This is a genomic window from Paraburkholderia dipogonis (genome assembly GCF_042680985.1).
Lineage (GTDB): Bacteria > Pseudomonadota > Gammaproteobacteria > Burkholderiales > Burkholderiaceae > Paraburkholderia > Paraburkholderia phytofirmans.
This window is the reverse complement of record NZ_JBHUFR010000008.1, coordinates 346573-364088: the sequence shown is the minus strand read 5'-3', so window position 1 is coordinate 364088 and position 17516 is coordinate 346573. Positions and strand designations below refer to the sequence as shown.

Annotated in this window: 15 protein-coding genes and 1 other RNA gene; 10 read left to right on the top strand and 6 right to left on the bottom strand. The window is 63.4% G+C overall.

Annotated features, from left to right (window positions below; translation table 11 throughout):
* Positions 1–33 precede the first annotated feature (33 nt).
* The 5 genes from ACFSNN_RS11610 to trxA all read right to left on the bottom strand — a co-directional run bounded on the left by ACFSNN_RS11610 (position 34) and on the right by trxA (position 5045).
* Positions 34–870 carry a M90 family metallopeptidase gene (locus ACFSNN_RS11610; protein ID WP_134456210.1) on the bottom strand — a complete coding sequence of 279 codons (837 nt, stop codon included), beginning with the start codon at positions 868–870 and terminating at the stop codon, positions 34–36.
* Positions 871–885: 15 nt separating this feature from the next.
* Positions 886–2442, bottom strand: a complete 1557-nt coding sequence (locus tag ACFSNN_RS11605; protein ID WP_134456209.1) for an MFS transporter — start codon at positions 2440–2442, stop codon at positions 886–888.
* Entirely contained in the window at positions 2439–2990 is a 552-nt protein-coding gene (locus tag ACFSNN_RS11600) for a MerR family transcriptional regulator (RefSeq protein ID WP_134456208.1), read from the bottom strand. Before ACFSNN_RS11600 ends, ACFSNN_RS11605 begins: the two co-directional genes overlap by 4 nt.
* Positions 2991–3214: 224 nt before the next feature.
* Positions 3215–4483: a transcription termination factor Rho gene (gene rho, locus ACFSNN_RS11595; RefSeq protein ID WP_006048863.1), complete on the bottom strand. Its 1269-nt coding sequence runs from the start codon at positions 4481–4483 to the stop codon at positions 3215–3217.
* A 235-nt stretch (positions 4484–4718) separates the two neighbouring features.
* Positions 4719–5045, bottom strand: coding sequence for a thioredoxin TrxA (gene trxA / locus ACFSNN_RS11590; protein WP_006048864.1), 327 nt, complete (start codon positions 5043–5045; stop codon positions 4719–4721).
* 444 nt (positions 5046–5489) lie between these two features.
* Between trxA and ffs the strand changes: the two genes are divergently transcribed.
* The 8 genes from ffs (at position 5490) to ACFSNN_RS11550 (ending at position 14351) form a co-directional block, all read left to right on the top strand.
* An RNA gene (ffs, locus tag ACFSNN_RS11585) (signal recognition particle sRNA small type) lies at positions 5490–5588 on the top strand.
* 241 nt (positions 5589–5829) lie between these two features.
* Positions 5830–8505: a DNA polymerase III subunit gamma/tau gene (locus tag ACFSNN_RS11580; protein ID WP_377688874.1), complete on the top strand. Its 2676-nt coding sequence runs from the start codon at positions 5830–5832 to the stop codon at positions 8503–8505.
* Positions 8506–8570: 65 nt separating this feature from the next.
* Complete coding sequence (locus ACFSNN_RS11575) at positions 8571–8897, top strand: YbaB/EbfC family nucleoid-associated protein (protein ID WP_007182071.1); 327 nt, start codon at positions 8571–8573, stop codon at positions 8895–8897.
* A 274-nt stretch (positions 8898–9171) separates the two neighbouring features.
* A complete protein-coding gene (gene recR / locus ACFSNN_RS11570) occupies positions 9172–9768 on the top strand; it encodes a recombination mediator RecR (RefSeq protein ID WP_011488245.1) in 597 nt (198 codons plus the stop codon).
* Between the two features lie 285 nt (positions 9769–10053).
* Positions 10054–11295: a CaiB/BaiF CoA transferase family protein gene (locus tag ACFSNN_RS11565; protein ID WP_134456207.1), complete on the top strand. Its 1242-nt coding sequence runs from the start codon at positions 10054–10056 to the stop codon at positions 11293–11295.
* A gap of 181 nt (positions 11296–11476) precedes the next feature.
* Complete coding sequence (locus tag ACFSNN_RS11560) at positions 11477–12514, top strand: ABC transporter substrate-binding protein (protein WP_134456206.1); 1038 nt, start codon at positions 11477–11479, stop codon at positions 12512–12514.
* Between the two features lie 124 nt (positions 12515–12638).
* Complete coding sequence (locus ACFSNN_RS11555; RefSeq protein ID WP_012432842.1) at positions 12639–13451, top strand: ABC transporter ATP-binding protein; 813 nt, start codon at positions 12639–12641, stop codon at positions 13449–13451.
* 75 nt (positions 13452–13526) lie between these two features.
* Positions 13527–14351 (top strand): ABC transporter permease, encoded by an 825-nt coding sequence (locus ACFSNN_RS11550; RefSeq protein WP_012432843.1) that lies wholly within the window; start codon positions 13527–13529, stop codon positions 14349–14351.
* 154 nt (positions 14352–14505) lie between these two features.
* On the opposite strand, the gene ACFSNN_RS11545 is transcribed toward ACFSNN_RS11550, so the two are convergent.
* On the bottom strand, positions 14506–15480 hold the full coding sequence (locus ACFSNN_RS11545; protein ID WP_134456205.1) for an NADPH:quinone oxidoreductase family protein: 975 nt from the start codon (positions 15478–15480) through the stop codon (positions 14506–14508).
* Positions 15481–15704: 224 nt separating this feature from the next.
* Between ACFSNN_RS11545 and surE the strand changes: the two genes are divergently transcribed.
* Positions 15705–16463 carry a 5'/3'-nucleotidase SurE gene (gene surE / locus ACFSNN_RS11540; RefSeq protein WP_134456204.1) on the top strand — a complete coding sequence of 253 codons (759 nt, stop codon included), beginning with the start codon at positions 15705–15707 and terminating at the stop codon, positions 16461–16463.
* On the top strand, positions 16460–17512 hold the full coding sequence (locus ACFSNN_RS11535; RefSeq protein WP_134456203.1) for a protein-L-isoaspartate(D-aspartate) O-methyltransferase: 1053 nt from the start codon (positions 16460–16462) through the stop codon (positions 17510–17512). The genes surE and ACFSNN_RS11535 overlap by 4 nt, the downstream gene beginning before the upstream one ends.
* The last annotated feature ends 4 nt before the right edge of the window (positions 17513–17516 follow it).

The following is a 17516-nucleotide window of genomic DNA, read 5'->3' as shown; positions in this document are numbered from 1 at the left end:
GCGCGCCGGCCCTTGCCCGGCGGGCGTTGCGCGTCAGGCGGGCGATGTGAACGTCATACCGGTCCGCGCCGGATCCTGCCGGTAATACTGCGCGAGCAGCCGGTAAAGCTGCGGATACTCGGCTTCGAACGCCTGCGGCTGGACGAACAGCGCCTCGCTGCAAACGGCAAAAAATTCCGACGGATGATCCGCCGCGTACGGATCGATCAGCGAGTCGCGCTCGAAGCGCGCCCAGCGACGCTCCGGCACTGCGTCTACCCTGGCGCAGAAGTGGTCGTAGGCATGGTCGAACACATCGGCCCAAGCCTGCGAATCGAGCGGCGCGTGCCAGCGGCGCATGAGCGGCGGGTGGCCGTCCGCTTCGCCGTTCAGCATGTCGATCTTGTGCGCGAATTCGTGAATCACGACGTTGTAGGCGTCCGAGCCGTCCGTCATTTGCGCGTCTTCCCACGACAGCACTACCGGCCCGCCTTCCCATGCTTCGCCGCTCGCGTCCTGTTCGACTTCGTGCACCACGCCGTCCTGGTCCTCGACCGTCTTGCGGATCACGAACTCGCCCGGATAAACGATCACGCCGACCCAGCCGCGATACAGATCGAGGCTCAGATTCAGCACCGGCAAGCAAGCCTGGGCGGCGATCGCCACGGTCATCGCGTCGGTGAGTTCGAGTTCGTGGGCGGTCGAAAACTCTTTTTGTGCGAGGAACAGGCTCGTCAGTTCGCGCAAACGCACGAGGTCCGGCGCAGCAAGGTGCGCGAGGAACGGCAGGCCGTCGAGCGTGGCTTGCCAGAGCGAATCGTCGATCGCGTAGTCGCGTAGCGCGCGCTCGCGCCGGCGTGTGCCGAACCATTGAGTCAGTTTCGAGAGCATGGCCTGAAGCAACCTTTAGTCGATCTGTTTTTGCCACACGGCAAACAGGCCGCCGCATATCGCCACGCCGATCAGGAAGGAGAAGCCGTCCAGCGAGGTCAAAAAGCTGGCTTGTTGCGCCACCGCGCGGCTGATTTCCACGAGTGCCAGCGAGTGCGCCTCGGAGGGCGAGCGGCCGGCGGCGGCAAAGCCTTTCGTCAGCGCGGCGAGCGAGTTCTGGAACACAGGATTGTACGGATTCACGAACTCCGCGAGGCGAGTTTCGTGCAGCGCCTGGCGATGCTGCTCGACGATGATCACGGAGGCTGTCGCGAACGACATGGTCAGTTGCCGCACGATGTTTTTCAGCCGGTAGCCGTGGGCGAATTCTTCGATGGCGAAAATTCTGAATGTCAGATTGGCGACCGGCAGCACGATGAATAGCAGCAGCAAGCCGCGCAGCAGTAACGGCAGCATCAACGCCGCCTCGCCGACGCCGGGCGACATGCGCGTCATCAACGCCGCGGCGAAGGCGGCTACCGCGAAGCCAGGCACGATGATCCACTTCTTGCGCGGCAGCAGCTTCGCGTAACGCAAATAGATGAACAGGGCGCTCGCCGAAATCAGCGATGTCACGCCGACCAGTTGGCCGGTGTTTTCGACCGGATAGCCGAGACCGCTCTCGAGAAAGCGCGAGATCAGATAGCTGAACACAGTCGAGATGTAGTAGTAGAACATGTACAGCACGAGCCCGACCTGGAAGACCTTCTCGCGCAGCGCGTGCAGGCGCACGAGCGGCGCGGGATGATGCCACTGGTGATAGGCGAACCAGCTCAGGGCGGCGATCCCGGCGACGGTCAGCAGAATCAGTCCGGGCGACGCGCTGAACAACTGGAAGCGCACCTGCTGCATCACGATCTGCAGCGCGCCTTGCGCGAACGCGAAGATGATGTACGGCCAGAAATGCGCCGAGCCGCGTTCCTCCGGCAGACGGTTGCCGGAGTCGGGCAACGCGAGCAAGGCCAGCACGGCGAACAGCACGCCCACCGGCGCCGTGCAGGCGAACAGCGCGCGCCAGTCGAAATGCCCTACCAGCTGGCCGCCGATCAGCGGCGCCAGCGCACTGCTCAGGACGATCAGTATGAGAAACGCGCGGGTGGCCGCGGGACGCTGCTGCGGTTTGAAACTCATCTGGATCAGGATCCGGCAGGTGCCCATCATCGGGCCGATGAAGTAGCCTTGAAAGCCACGCGCGAACGCCAGTTCGATCGACGATTCACACAGCGCCGCGGCCACCGCGCCGGCGGCATAGAGCAGCATGCAGCCGGCCACGTAGCGCCGGTAACCGAAGCGTTCGACCCACCATTGCTGCTGCAGGATGCCCAGCACCGCCGCGACCGCATACGCGCTCGACGCCCACACCAGTTCATCGGGCGACGCGTTGATGCCGCCGGCGATATAGCTGGTGAAAAACGAGAAGATCGAATTGTCGAAATAATCGAGGCCGGTGACGACGGCCAGCACCCAGGGGAAGAAATCGCCGCGCAGTTTTTCGACGCTGAACAACGACACGCGGGGCGATGTGGTGCTCATGAGGATTCGCCCGGCGTGGATTCGCCCGGCGTGGGTGCGTCCGGTTCTGTTGCCTGTTTTGAAGGTGTTGCCTTGCCTGCCTTGGCGCGCGCATTGCGGCGCTGCTCGAGCAACGCCTCCGCATTCTCGCCGGCAAGGCGCCGTTTCAGGTAGTCGAGGTCGGGGCTCAATTCGGCACGCAGCTTCTGGGCTTCCTTCAGTTCGCGGCGCACACTTTCGATGCGCGCATCGAGTGCTGCGACCTGTTGCTCGATGGCGTCGTGAATCTGCTGCAGCGATTCGGTCGAGTAGCGGTGGCCACCATCGACGGGTTCCAGCGGACGCTTGAGCATTTCGGTGACGCTGTGCAGCGAGAAACCGAGCGAGCGCAAACGCAGAATGCGGCCGAAGCGCTTCAGATCGTCCTCGTCGTAAAGCCGGTAGCGGCCTTCACTGCGCGTGGGCGATACGAGGCCGCGTTCCTCGTAGTACTTCAGCGTGCGCGGTGTGACGCCGAGACGTTCGGCGGCGTCGCGCACCGTTAGCAGAGCAGGTGAGTCCTTGGACATAGGTGTGTGACTGACATAACGGACTGGTCGCATTGTACTGCAACGTGTACGTTCACGTACAGGTTGCAGTACTGAGCGATGTCTCCGTCGGCAAGTGGACTCCTGGCTTGTGCGCCGTGCGCACGTGGCAAATCGAAGGCCGAAAAAAAGCCGCTCGTTTGCGACGAGCGGCTTTTCTATGCGGTGTGTATCTGCGATTGCTGCGGCTATATCAGCCCGACTACTTAGCTGCCGCCGCCACGACGCATCATGTCGAAGAACTCGGAGTTGCTCTTCGTCTGGCGGATCTTGTCGAGCAGGAATTCCATCGACTCGACTTCGTCCATGTCGTGAATGAACTTGCGCAGCACCCAGATCTTTTGCAGCACTTCGGGCTTGATGAGCAGTTCTTCGCGGCGCGTGCCGGACTTGTTCAGGTTGATCGACGGATAGACGCGCTTTTCAGCAAGACGGCGCTCCAGGTGCACTTCCATGTTGCCGGTGCCCTTGAATTCTTCGTAGATCACGTCGTCCATGCGGCTGCCGGTTTCGATCAGCGCCGTGCCGATGATGGTCAGCGAACCGCCTTCCTCGATATTGCGCGCCGCGCCGAAGAAGCGCTTCGGACGTTGCAGCGCGTTGGCGTCCACACCACCCGTCAGCACCTTGCCCGAAGCCGGCACGACCGTGTTGTACGCCCGCGCGAGACGGGTAATGGAGTCCAGCAGAATCACCACGTCGTTCTTCATTTCGACGAGGCGCTTGGCTTTTTCGATCACCATTTCGGCGACCTGCACGTGACGCGCGGCCGGTTCGTCGAACGTGGAGGCGATCACTTCGCCCGCCACCGAACGCTGCATTTCGGTCACTTCTTCCGGGCGTTCGTCGATCAGCAGCACGAACAGCACGACGTCGGGATGGTTCTGCTTGATCGCGTGGGCGATGTGCTGAAGCATCACGGTCTTGCCGGATTTCGGCGACGCCACCAGCAGGCCGCGCTGGCCTTTGCCGATCGGCGCGATCATGTCGATGATACGGCCCGTGACGTTTTCCTCGCCACGCATTTCACGTTCGAGCAGCAGCACCTTGTTCGGATGCAGCGGCGTCAGGTTTTCGAACATGATCTTGTGCTTCGAGGCTTCCGGCGGCTGGCCGTTGACCTTGTCCACTTTCACCAGGGCGAAATAACGTTCGCCGTCTTTCGGCGTACGCACTTCTCCCTCGATCGTGTCGCCCGTATGCAGGTTGAAGCGGCGGATTTGCGACGGGCTGATGTAAATATCATCCGTGCTGGCGAGGTACGAGGTTTCCGGCGAACGCAGGAAGCCGAAGCCGTCCGGCAGCACTTCGAGCGTGCCGTCGCCGAAGATCGTGTCGCCCGTTTTGGCTCGTTTTTTTAGAATGGCGAACATCAATTCCTGCTTGCGCAGGCGGTTCGCACTTTCGATCTCGAGGCCATTGGCCATCTCGATCAATTCGGACACGTGCAGAGTCTTAAGCTCGGATAAATGCATACGGAGAACCCGCAGGAGAAGGTGCGACGAAATGGAATCTGGGAGGAGAGTGAGCGGAACCGCTCAAGGACTTACACGTCTTTTCGACGTTTTGCGGATTCTAGCATAGCACACGCCAGTTTCCGCCGGTGCGACGGCATGGCATCTTTCTTGTTGAGCGTGTTGCCGGCTGACAACACACTCAACACACCGCGCCGCGGGCCTCAGAAGCCTCGCGGCGCGCCGTTATGACGCTTTACAGGTTGCCGTCGAGGAACGCGGTGAGTTGCGACTTCGACAGTGCGCCGACTTTCTGCGCGGCGACAGCGCCGTTCTTGAACAGGATCAGCGTGGGGATACCGCGCACGCCGAACTTGACCGGCGTCGATTGATGTTCGTCGACGTTGATCTTGGCGATTTGCAGGCGATCGGCGTAATCCTTCGCGACTTCGTCGAGGATCGGCGCGATCATCTTGCACGGACCGCACCATTCGGCCCAGAAATCGAGCAGCACGGGTTTATCGGATTTCACGACGTCCTGTTCGAACGATGCGTCGCTAATATGCTTGATTTGTTCGCTCATTGTATGAATACCTCTATCGGTTCGAGGCCCGCCTGAATTGCTCGCCACGATACGTCAAAACCTAAGGAAACTTCCGTTCGCTTTGCCGCAACCGGAGCCTTGCCGGCGCACGCCGAAAAAAGGGAAAACCCGTTTCGGAATATGCAGAAGGCTCGCGTTTGCGGGTCATCCGTACGGCAGTTTAGCTTAATTCGCTATGCGTTGCCGGGGCCGATAGTACTCATCAGGGCAGTGGGGCCAATGGCTGCTAACGAAGTGCCACCGTGATTCATCAAACCATGACGCAACGTATCTGGTGGCTTGCTGGCCAAACTCAAGTGGCTTCAATGCGACTCGCCGCGAGTTTGTCTATATATGGTGCGGAAGTAGCGATTCAGCGCACCGTTGGCGCTTTGCTCGTATTAACAGTCGCACGACGGCTCAAGCGATGATAGAATGTTTCGTGACGGGCCTCCTCGCATGGAGGGATGGTCAACCTGGTCAGGTCGGGAACGAAGCAGCCACAGCCGTTTTCCACCAGTGCCGAGGGTCGGGCTCGTCACCTTCCTTTTCCTGATTGCTTCTGTCTGTTCTTGTTGTTCTCCGCGGGTTCTTCCGCAAACGCATTCCATCTCCTGTTTTACCCTAAGCGCAGCGGCATTCCGCCATCTCTGCTGATGTTTCTCGCCCGCATCATCTATTTTTTTCTATCGGTCCGTTAGCCGCTTCCAATGAAGTGGCAGCATGCGTTCGCGCGCCGTCGCGAATCGGTTTTGCGTAGCATCGTTACTGATACAATTTCCGGATGACCTATCAAGTTCTCGCACGCAAATGGCGGCCGAAGGATTTCGCTTCGCTCGTCGGACAGGAGCACGTGGTGCGCGCGCTCACGCACGCGCTCGACGGCGGCCGTCTGCACCATGCCTATCTGTTTACCGGCACACGCGGCGTGGGCAAAACCACGCTGTCGCGCATCTTCGCCAAGGCGCTGAATTGCGAAACCGGCGTGACTTCCACACCGTGTGGCGTGTGCCGCGCGTGCCGCGAGATCGACGAAGGGCGCTTCGTCGATTATGTCGAGATGGACGCGGCGAGTAATCGCGGCGTCGACGAAATGGCGGCGCTGCTGGAGCGCGCTGTCTACGCGCCGGTGGATGCGCGCTTCAAGGTCTACATGATCGACGAAGTGCACATGCTGACCAACCACGCCTTCAACGCCATGTTGAAGACGCTGGAAGAACCGCCTGCGCACGTCAAGTTCATTCTCGCCACGACGGATCCGCAAAAGATTCCGGTCACGGTGCTGTCGCGCTGTCTGCAGTTCAATCTGAAGCAGATGCCGGCCGGCCATATCGTCTCGCATCTCGAACATATTCTCGGCGAAGAGACGGTGCCGTACGACGCCCAGGCGCTGCGTCTGCTCGCGCGCGCGGCGGACGGCTCGATGCGCGACGCGCTTTCGCTGACCGATCAGGCCATCGCCTATTCGGCCAATCAGGTCAATGAAGAAGCCGTGCGCGGCATGCTCGGCGCGCTGGATCAGAGCTACCTGATTCGTCTGCTTGACGCGCTCGCGGACGGCGACGGCGCCGCGGTGCTGTCGGTCGCCGACGAGATGGCGTTGCGCAGCCTGTCGTTTTCGACGGCGCTGCAGGATCTGGCGAGTTTGCTGCATCGGATCGCGTGGGCGCAGTTCGCGCCGTCGTCGGTACTGGACGAGTGGCCCGAGGCGGCCGACCTGCGTCGCTTCGCTGAAGCGCTGAGCGCCGAACAGGTGCAATTGTTCTATCAGATCGCGACGATCGGTCGAAGCGAACTGGGTCTCGCGCCGGACGAATACGCGGGCTTCACCATGACGCTCTTGCGCATGCTGGCGTTCGAACCGGCGCCCACGGGCGGCGGCGGTGGCGCCGTAGGTTCGGCGCGTGCGCCTGGCCAGGCAGGGGCGAACGGAGCGAAACGTGCCGGCGCGCCGGCCGTTGCCGCGCAACAGGGCGCTTCGGGTTTGCCGGCGACGGCAGCCGCGACGCCTGCATCGGCGAGTTCGCGTGAAGCGAGCGTGAAGGCTGCCGCGCCGGTCCGTGAGACGCAGCCTGGCGATGCTGTGGCGGTGGGCAAGGGCGCTACGGTTGGCGCGTCGGTTCAGCCTGCGCAGCAAGCCAATGGCGCAATTGAAGTGCCGGCTGCTGCTAACAGAATTCAGGCTACGCCGCCGGATTCTGCTCAAGACGTAACGACGGAGCAATCGTCTGGTGCAGCGCCGGCGCCGATTGCTCACGAGGTAAATTCAGCGCCGTTGTCGGCGGTGGACGATGCTGCTGCGGCATCCGCGTCGCCCGCGACTCCTACCGCCGCCTTGGCGCCGTGGGATGACGCGCCCGCCGATTCGGCCGCGAACGAAGCTTCCGTAAACGCTGTCTCCAACGGTTCGGAGACGAACGATGCCGCAGCATCTCTCGACGACTCAGCGCCCGCGTCTTCGTTGAGCGCACCCGCAGCGGCTGCGCTCGCCCGCACCGAGCAGGCCGCAGCAGCGTCGCAAGAGTTACAAGGGGCGCAGGAGCCGCCCGCTGCCGACAGCGCACCGCGTCGCGCAGGTGGCGCAAGCGCCGCGCTCGACGTCTTGCGCAGCGCCGGTTTGAAAGTATCGTCGGACCGTGGCCGCGCGACTGCGGCAGCAACCGCGAAGCCCGCCGCGCCCGCTACGCCAAAACCGGCCGCGCCGCGCGTCGTCGTTCCCGTGCCGACGCCGGGCGCACCGCGCCGCGCGCCGCAGCAGGATGCCGCGTCGGCAGCACCCGCCGCTCGCACCTCCGCATCTTCAGCGCCCGCACAGCGCAACGGCGCCGGGCAGAACGGCGCGTCGGCGCCGCCGTGGGACGACATGCCGCCCGACGAATACATGCCGCTCACTGCCGCGGACGAAGGCTATTACGGCCTGCCGGACGACGGCTACATGCCCGTGTTCGATAGCGGCCCCGACGATGTCCGCGTAAATTCCGCCGCCCCCACGCCGGCGCCCGTGGTCGATCAACGTCCACTGCCGCCCGCCGTGCCGCTCGATCCGTTGGGCTTCAAGGGCGACTGGCCGGCGCTCGCCGTCGACTTGCCGCTCAAGGGCATTTCGTACCAGCTCGCGTTCAACAGCGAACTCATGGCGCTCGAAGGCAACACGCTCAAACTGAACGTGCCGGTACCGCAGTACGCGGAAGCCTCGCAAGTCGCTAAACTGAAAGCCGCGCTCGCCGACAGGCTAGGCCAGACTGTCGACGTGCTCGTCGAAGTCGGTCCGGCACGTCGCACGGCCGCCGCGCACGACGCCGCCTCGCGCGCGCAGCGCCAGCAGGAAGCGGAGCGCGAGATCGGCGCCGATCCGTTCGTGCAGTCGCTGATCCGCGAGTTCGGCGCGAGTATCGTGCCGGGCTCGATTCGCCCGATTACTCCGGACGCCGGCGCGAACGGCGCGCCGTCGGTCCACTGATTCGCGCGCGACGCACCATAGCGCGCCCGATTTCGAATTTCACGCTATCAAGAAGGAGCATGTCCATGATGAAAGGCCAACTCGCCGGGCTGATGAAGCAAGCCCAGCAGATGCAGGAAAACATGAAGAAGATGCAGGAGCAACTCGCGCTGATCGAGGTCGAGGGGCAGTCGGGCGCCGGTCTCGTGAAGGTGACGATGACCTGCAAGAACGACGTGCGCCGCGTATCGATCGACCCGAGCCTGCTCGCCGACGACAAGGACATGCTGGAAGACCTGGTCGCCGCCGCGTTCAACGACGCCGTGCGCAAGGCCGAAGCCACCGCCCAGGAAAAGATGGGTGGCATGACTTCCGGTCTGCCGCTGCCGCCGGGCTTCAAGCTGCCGTTCTGAACGACACCGCTGCAAGGCGGCGGGTCAGGCGCCGCGGCGGTAGTCGCCGCGGCATGAACGGAAACGCGTGAGTTGCGCACGCTGCAGGTGCAGCAGGTGCTGCACTCGCTGCGCGCGTGCTTCGGCTTGACCCAACCGGCCGCGATTCGGCCGAGGCATGCATCGTGCGCCCTTGCGCTGTTGCGCCGGCCGTCGCCGGAATGATGGAAACCGATCGAATCAACCGCATCGCCACCCGAATAGCCGGGCACTACCCACTTCGACGCCGATCCGCATGAAACAACCTTCCGCCTTGTCGGCGCTCGTCGAAGCGCTGCGCGCGCTGCCCGGCGTCGGGCCGAAGTCCGCGCAACGCATGGCGTATCACCTGATGCAGCACGATCGCGACGGCGCCGAAAAACTCGGCCGCTCGTTGCTGTTCGCCACCGAGCATCTGCAGCATTGCGAGAAGTGCAACACCTTCACCGAAGCGCAGATCTGCGAGGTCTGCCTCGATGAGGAACGCGATCCCACTTTGCTGTGCGTCGTCGAAACGCCTGCCGACCAGATCATGCTCGAGCAGACCATGACCTATCGCGGCCTCTACTTCGTGCTGATGGGGCGTCTGAGTCCGCTCGACGGCATCGGTCCGAAGGAGATTCATTTCGACCGGCTGGTCCGGCGTGCATCGGATGGCGTGGTCAAGGAAGTCGTGCTCGCCACCAATTTCACCAACGAAGGCGAGGCGACCGCGCATTACCTCGGGCAGACGCTCAAGGCGCGCGGGCTCGCTGTCACACGCCTTGCGCGCGGCGTGCCGGTGGGCGGCGAACTCGAATACGTGGACGCCGGCACGATCGCCCGCGCCATGCTCGACCGTCGCTCGATGTAGCCCAAGGGAACGACTAGAACGCTGCGCGATGCGCGTTGGAATCGGAACAGCAAACAGCTTGCATGAGACCAGAGCGCGCTGTGGGACCGGAGAGGTCGATAAAGCGCTCACTCAGGATCGACATAAGCGCTTTGCATGGGACCGGAGTAAGCGCTAAAGCGCTAACTCCGGTCGACCGCTTTGCATGGGACCAGAGTAAGCGCTAAAGCGCTAACTCTGGTCGACCGCTTTGCATGGGACCAGAGTAAGCGCTAAAGCGCTAACTCTGGTCGACAAAGGAGACACATGAGTGCCACCCACGAATCAGGCGCGAGCACCGCGCCGCAAGATAAAACCGGCCCGCTCGCCGGCGTCAAGGTGCTGGAACTCGGCACGCTGATCGCCGGCCCGTTCGCCGCGCGTTTTCTCGGCGAGTTCGGCGCCGACGTCATCAAGATCGAAGATCCCAAGGGCGGCGACCCGCTGCGCAAATGGCGCAAGCTCTATCCCGAAGTCGGCGGCACGTCGCTCTGGTGGGCCGTGCAGGCGCGCAACAAGAAATCCGTCACGATCAATCTGAAGGCCGATGAGGGCAAGGAGATCGTGCGGCGCCTAGCGAAAGAAGCGGATATCGTCGTCGAAAATTTCCGGCCGGGTTTGCTGGAGAAACTCGGGCTCGGTTATGACGTGCTGTCGGCGGAAAACCCTGGCCTCGTCATGGTGCGGCTGTCCGGCTACGGCCAGACCGGTCCGTATCGCGACCGGCCCGGTTTCGGCGCGATCGCCGAATCGATGGGCGGCCTGCGTCATATCACCGGCTACCCGGATTTGCCGCCGCCGCGCATCGGCATTTCAATCGGCGATTCGATCGCCGCGCTGCACGGCGTGATCGGCGCGCTGATGGCGCTGCATCACAAGCAGGTGAACGGCGGCAAAGGGCAGGTCGTCGACGTGGCGCTGTACGAGGCCGTCTTCAACATGATGGAAAGCGTGGTGCCCGAATACGGCGTGTATGGCATGGTGCGCGAGCGCACCGGCGCGTCGCTGCCGGGCATCGTGCCGTCCAATACGTATCCGTGCCGCGACGGCAGCATCGTGATCGGCGGCAATAGCGATCCGATCTTCAAGCGCCTGATGATCGCGATCGAGCGCGAAGATCTCGCGAACGATCCGGCGCTCGCGCACAACGACGGCCGCGTGCCGCGCACCCAGGAAATCGACGGCGCGATCGCCGCCTGGCTCGCCACGCGCACCATCGACGAAGCGCTCGCCGTGCTGAACGCCGCCGACGTGCCGGTGGGCCGCATCTACAGTGTGGCGGACATGTTCACCGATCCGCAGTTCATGGCGCGCCAGATGATCCAGCGTTTCAAGTGGCAGGACGGTAAGGAAATTACGCTGCCGTCGGTCACGCCGAAGCTCTCGGCCACGCCGGGCGAGACGCGCTGGCTGGGTCCGGAACTGGGTGAACATACCGATGAAGTCCTGCAATCGCTAGGTTATGATGCAGACCACATTGCAAGGTTGCACGCGCAACAGATCGTTTGAGTGAGCGCGCCGCGCAGCATGCCTGCCGCGCATGATTCACGGATGCCGCGCATGCCACGTCGCGTAAGCCGTGATTCAAAAGCGGATGCAAACGCGGCGCTCATGCGTGCAGCGGCAGCAAAAAAAGCCGGCAAAAAAGCTGGACAGAAAATCGCACCACAAAAGTTGGAGACTAGAGACCATGCAACGGAGAAGTTTTCTCGCCGGCACTGCCGCACTCGCGGGCGCCACGCTCGCCGCCACGCCGCTTGCCTTCGCGCAGGGCAAACCTGAAACCAGCAAGGTGGCGATCGCCGTCGGCGGCAAGAATCTGTTCTATTACTTGCCGCTCACCATCGCCGAGCGCCGCAATTACTTCAAGGACGAGGGGCTCGAGGTCGAAATCTCCGACTTCGCCGGCGGCTCGCAGGCGTTGAAGGCTGCGGTCGGCGGCAGCGCGGACGTAGTATCCGGCGCATTCGAGCATACCTTGCTGCTGCAGGCGCAAAAGCAGATGTTCCGCGAGTTCGTCCTGCAAGGGCGCGCGCCGCAGATCGTGCTCGCGGTCTCGAAGAAGACCATGCCGAACTACAAGTCGATTGCCGACCTGAAGGGCAAGAAAATCGGCGTGACCGCGCCGGGTTCGTCGACCTCGATCATGGCCAGCTTCGTGCTGGCGAAAGCGGGGCTGAGCGCGAAAGATGTCGCGTTTATCGGCGTCGGCGCGGGCGCCGGTGCGATCGCCGCGTTGCAGTCGGGGCAGATCGACGCCATTGCCAATCTCGACCCGGTCATGACCAAGCTCGAGCGCACCGGCGAGATTCGCGTGGTGTCCGACACGCGTACGCTTGCCGACACGCGCAGCGTCTTCGGCGGCGATATGCCGGCGGGGTGTCTGTACGCGTCGCAAAGCTTCATCACGAAGAATCCCAACACCACGCAGGCGCTGACCAACGCGATGGTGCGCGCGCTCAAGTGGTTGCAAACGGCGACCGGCAGCGAACTGATCAACACGGTGCCGGAAGGGTACCTGCTTGGCGACCGCGCGGTGTATCTGGACGCGTGGCAGCACGTGAAGGAAGCGATGTCGCCCGATGGCCTGATGCCGGCGGACGGCCCCGCGACGTCGCTGAAGACCTTGCAGGCGTTCGATCCGAACGTGCAGGGCAAGCCGATCGATCTGTCGAAGACGTGGACCAACGACTTCGTCAAGAAAGCGCTGACTACCGTCAAGGCTTGAGTCGAGCACAGGCATTCGGGCCGTGCGGCGACGCAACGCGCATCGCAATCGCGCGGTTCCGGCGCTGCGTGTCATGACGTGACCTGATCACACACCCATCCGATCTTTCGAAGCGAGCTGAACGATGACCGTTGCCGCACTGGCGCTCGACAACATCACCTGCACGTTCGCTGCGCGCGACAACCGCGCGCAGCGCTACACGGCGGTGAAGGAAACCACGTTGCGCATCGCGCCGGGCGAGTTCGTCTCGGTGGTCGGCCCGACCGGCTGCGGTAAGTCCACGCTGTTGAATGTCGGCGCGGGTTTGCTGGGGCCGTCGTCGGGCACGGTCAGCGTGTTCGGTGAGCCGCTCAAGGGCATCAACCGGCGCGCCGGCTATATGTTCCAGGCCGACGCGCTGATGCCGTGGCGTTCCGCCATCGACAACGTCATGGCCGGCCTTGCGTTCCACGGTGTGCCGCCCGCCGAAGCCCGCAGCAAAGCCGACGAGTGGTTGAAGCGTGTCGGCCTCGGCGGTTTCGGCGATCGCTATCCGCATCAACTGTCGGGCGGCATGCGCAAACGCGTCGCGATGGCCCAGACGCTGATTCTCGATCCGGACATCATTCTGATGGACGAGCCGTTTTCCGCGCTCGATATCCAGACGCGTCAGTTGATGGAAAACGAGTTGCTCGACCTGTGGGCCGCCAAACGCAAAGCGGTGCTGTTCATCACGCACGATCTCGACGAAGCGATCGCGATGTCCGACCGCGTGGTGGTGCTCTCGGCCGGGCCGGGCACGCATCCGATCGGCGAATTCACGATCGACCTGCCGCGTCCGCGCGACGTTGCCGAAATCCGTTCGCATCCGCGTTTCGTCGAGTTGCATGCGCAGATCTGGAGCGTGCTGCGCGATGAAGTACTCAAGGGCTATCAGCAGCAACTCACCGCCGTATAAACGCAAACGCCGTAAACGCGGCGCGTATTCGCGTCACGTATTCGCGTCAATCAATCGTCCAAGGCAAACCGAGTCATGTGGAAGACGTTGCGCCCGAACCGGGCGAATCTGGTGATCTGGCAATGGCTGCTGCTCGTGCTGTGCTTCGTGCTCTGGTACGTGCTGACCAGCCCGACGCTGCTGCCGCCTTTCTATTTCGACGACCCTAACAAAGCCGCGTTCTTCTTCGGCGAGCCGCAGAAGGTGCTGCAGCGGATCTGGGAGTGGTTCGTGGGCGGCGAGATCTATTTGCACCTATGGATCACGCTGGTCGAAACCGTGCTCGCATTCGCGCTCGGCACGGCGCTCGGGCTTGGCGTCGGCTTGTGGCTCGCGCTCTCGCCGCTGGCGAGCGCGCTGTTCGATCCGTACATCAAAGCGGCCAACTCGATGCCGCGCGTGATTCTCGCGCCGATCTTCGGCGTGTGGTTCGGGCTGGGCATCTGGTCGAAGGTGGCGCTCGGCGTCACGCTGGTGTTCTTTATCGTGTTCTTCAACGTCTATCAGGGCGTGAAGGAAGTCAGTCCGGTCGTGCTCGCCAACGCGCGCATGCTCGGCGCGAACGGCAAGCATTTGCTGCGCTTCGTCTACTTGCCTAGCGCGATGAGCTGGGTGTTTTCGAGCCTGCATACGTCGGTCGGACTGGCGTTCGTCGGCTCGGTGGTGGGGGAATATCTCGGCTCGGCGCGCGGCGTCGGCTATCTGATTCTGCAGGCCGAAGGCACCTTCGATATCAATACCGTGTTCGCCGGGATTCTGGTGTTGACCGCATTTGCGCTGATTCTGGATGCGATCGTCGGCATTGGCGAGCGGCGCTTGATGAAGTGGCAGCCCAAGACGGGCGACACGGAAAAGCTATAGGGCAGAGCGGCGCGCGTTCGATACGCGCGAAGCTCAATGTTCAATACGCGACACGCAACGCACAACGCTTAGCGAAAAAGAAACGACGCGCCGGTTGGAAAACCGCGCGTCGTTTCTTTTGGTTGCTGCCAAGGACGAATCAGTTACGCGAGGACTAAGGCGTCACCACCACTTTCCCGATCACGCGACGCTCCGCCATATCCCGCAGCGCGCGCCCAGTGTCCTCGATCGAATAGCGCGCCGACACATACGGCTTGAGCTTGCCTTCGTGGATCCACCGCGTCATCTGTTGAAACGCCGCGTGATTGTGCTGCGGTTCGCGCTTCGCAAAGTCACCCCAGAACACGCCGACCAGACTCGCGCCTTTGAGCAGCGTCAGGTTGAGCGGCAGCTTCGGAATCTCGCCGTTGGCGAAGCCCACCACCAGATAACGCCCGCGCCAGCCGATGCTGCGAAACGCCGGCTCCGCATACACGCCGCCGACCGGATCGTAGATCACGTCCGGGCCTTTACCATCGGTGAGCGCCTTGATGCGCTCACGCAGATCTTCGGTGCTGTAGTTGATGGTGGCGTCCGCGCCGTGCTTGACGCAGGTCGCGAGTTTCTCGTCGCTCGACGCGGCCGCGATCACACGCGCGCCGAGCGCCTTGCCGATTTCGACAGCTGCCAGCCCGACGCCGCCGGCCGCGCCGAGCACCAGCATCGTTTCGCCCGCCTGCAACGCGCCGCGATCGACCACGGCGTGATGCGACGTGCCGTACGCCAGCGTGAACGCCGCGGCCAGTTCGAAGTCGACATCGTCCGCCAACGGTACGCACGCCGCGGCCGGCGCGAGCGCCTGCTCCGCGAAACCACCCTGACCGGTGAAGGCGACCACGCGCGAGCCGGGCTTGAACTGCGTGACGTCGGCGCCGACCGCGCGCACCACGCCCGCGACTTCCGAGCCGGGCGTGAAGGGCAGGGGCGGTTTGAACTGGTATTTGTTCTCGATGATCAGCACGTCGGGAAAGTTGACGGCCGCGGCTTTGACGTCGATCACGACATGGCCTGGCGGCGCCTCGAGGTCCGGCAGGTTTTCGACAACCAGGCTCTCGGGCGGCCCATATTGTTTGCAGCGAATCGCGCGCATCGTGTCTCCATTTCGATCAGGGGTTCGCAAGTATTCTGAGTGTAAAACAATCAGCACGACCGTGCGTTTTTATTGGTCCGCATGTGATCGGCAAGCGCGCGATGCATGTCCGGCCGCCGACTCGCGCCAGCCTTTCACGATCCCGACGCGTGCGCATTGCATACGTCGTGCGCATGGCCCGCCGTGTCGTTCGCGCGTCTTCTTTCCTCGGTTACAATCGCCGCATGCGAATCCTACTCAGCAACGACGACGGTTATCTGGCGCCCGGCCTTGCTGCGCTTTACGAAGCGCTCAAGCCGATCGCGGACGTCACCGTGATGGCACCCGAACAGAATTGCAGTGGCGCGTCGAATTCCCTGACGCTGTCGCGGCCGCTCTCGGTCCTGCGCTCGGCCAATGGTTTCTATTACGTGAACGGCACGCCCACCGACTCGGTGCACATCGCGTTGACAGGCATGCTCGACCATACGCCGGACCTCGTGGTCTCGGGCATCAACAACGGTCAGAACATGGGCGAAGACACGCTCTATTCGGGCACCGTCGCGGCCGCTACCGAAGGCATCATGTTCGGCGTGCCGGCCATCGCGTTCTCGCTGGTCGACAAGGACTGGGTGCATCTCGACGACGCCGTGCGCGTCGCCACTGAAATCGTCGCGCACTATCTTGCTCAGCCGTTGCCCGGGCATCCGCTTCTGAACGTCAACATTCCGAATCTGCCGTACGAGCAACTCGGCGACTGGCAGATCACGCGTCTTGGCAAACGGCATCCGTCGCAGCCGGTGATCCGCCAGACCAACCCGCGTGGCGAGCCGATCTACTGGATCGGTCCGGCGGGCAGCGCGCGCGACGCGAGCGAAGGCACCGACTTTCACGCGGTCGCCAACGGTCACGTGTCCATCACGCCGCTGCAACTCGACCTGACTCATACGCAAATGTTGCCCGCGGCGCGCGACTGGGCGCGCGCAGGCAGCGGCGCTTCATGACCAGCGAGCGCGCCAGGCGCTTTCCGCTCGGCCTCGAGGACCTGGTGCGCGAACCGCGCCGGCCCGAAGGACGCCCGGGCGAAATCCGCGCGGCGGCGTTGGCCGCGAGCGCGGCACTGAACGCGCGTCAGCAACCCGCGAAGAACGCGCCGCCCGGTTCCACGGGTAAGTCCCAATCCAGGCCGGCATCGGTGCAGAACGCGGCGCAGATCAAGCCGCCAGCGAAGGCCTCGGCGCTAACGCCGCCGAAGCCGCTCGCCGCGCCTTCCGTTAAAAACGCGGCCAAGCCAGTCGTTCAAGGTTCGACGACACGCGGCGGCGCGCAGTCGGCGGCGCCGGCCAGGCCCGCGGCCCGGTCCAACGAGCGCCGCGCCGCGCCGAACGTCGCGTTGAACGGCGCGATGGCACTGACGTCGGAACGGGTTCGCGAACGCATGGTCGAACGCCTGCGTGCGAACGGCGTGACTGATCAGCGCGTGTTGAACGCGATGTCGGTGGTGCCGCGCCACATGTTCGTCGACCCGGGTCTCGCGGTTCAGGCCTACGAAGATGCGGCGTTGCCGATCGGTCATCACCAGACCATCTCCAAGCCGTCGGTGGTCGCGCGAATGATCGAGCTGGCCGCCGCCGGCCGCGCGCTCACCAACGTGCTCGAAATCGGTACCGGCTGCGGTTATCAGGCGGCCGTGCTGAGCCAGGTCGCGCGCGAGGTTTACTCGATCGAGCGCATCAAGCCGTTGTCCGAACGCGCGAAGACGAACTTGCGTCCGCTGCGCATTCCGAACATCCGCCTGCATTACGGCGATGGGCGCCTGGGACTGCCGGCGGCGGCGCCGTTCGATGCGATCGTGATCGCGGCGGCGGGGCTCGACGTGCCGCAAGCATTGCTTGAACAACTCGCGATCGGCGGCCGTCTGGTCGCGCCGGTCGGCTCGCAGGACGGCCAGAACCAGGTGCTGACTCTGGTCGAGCGCCTCGGACCCGCGCAGTGGCGCGAGTCGCGGCTTGATCGCGTTTTCTTTGTACCCTTAAAATCCGGAGTGATTTGACACC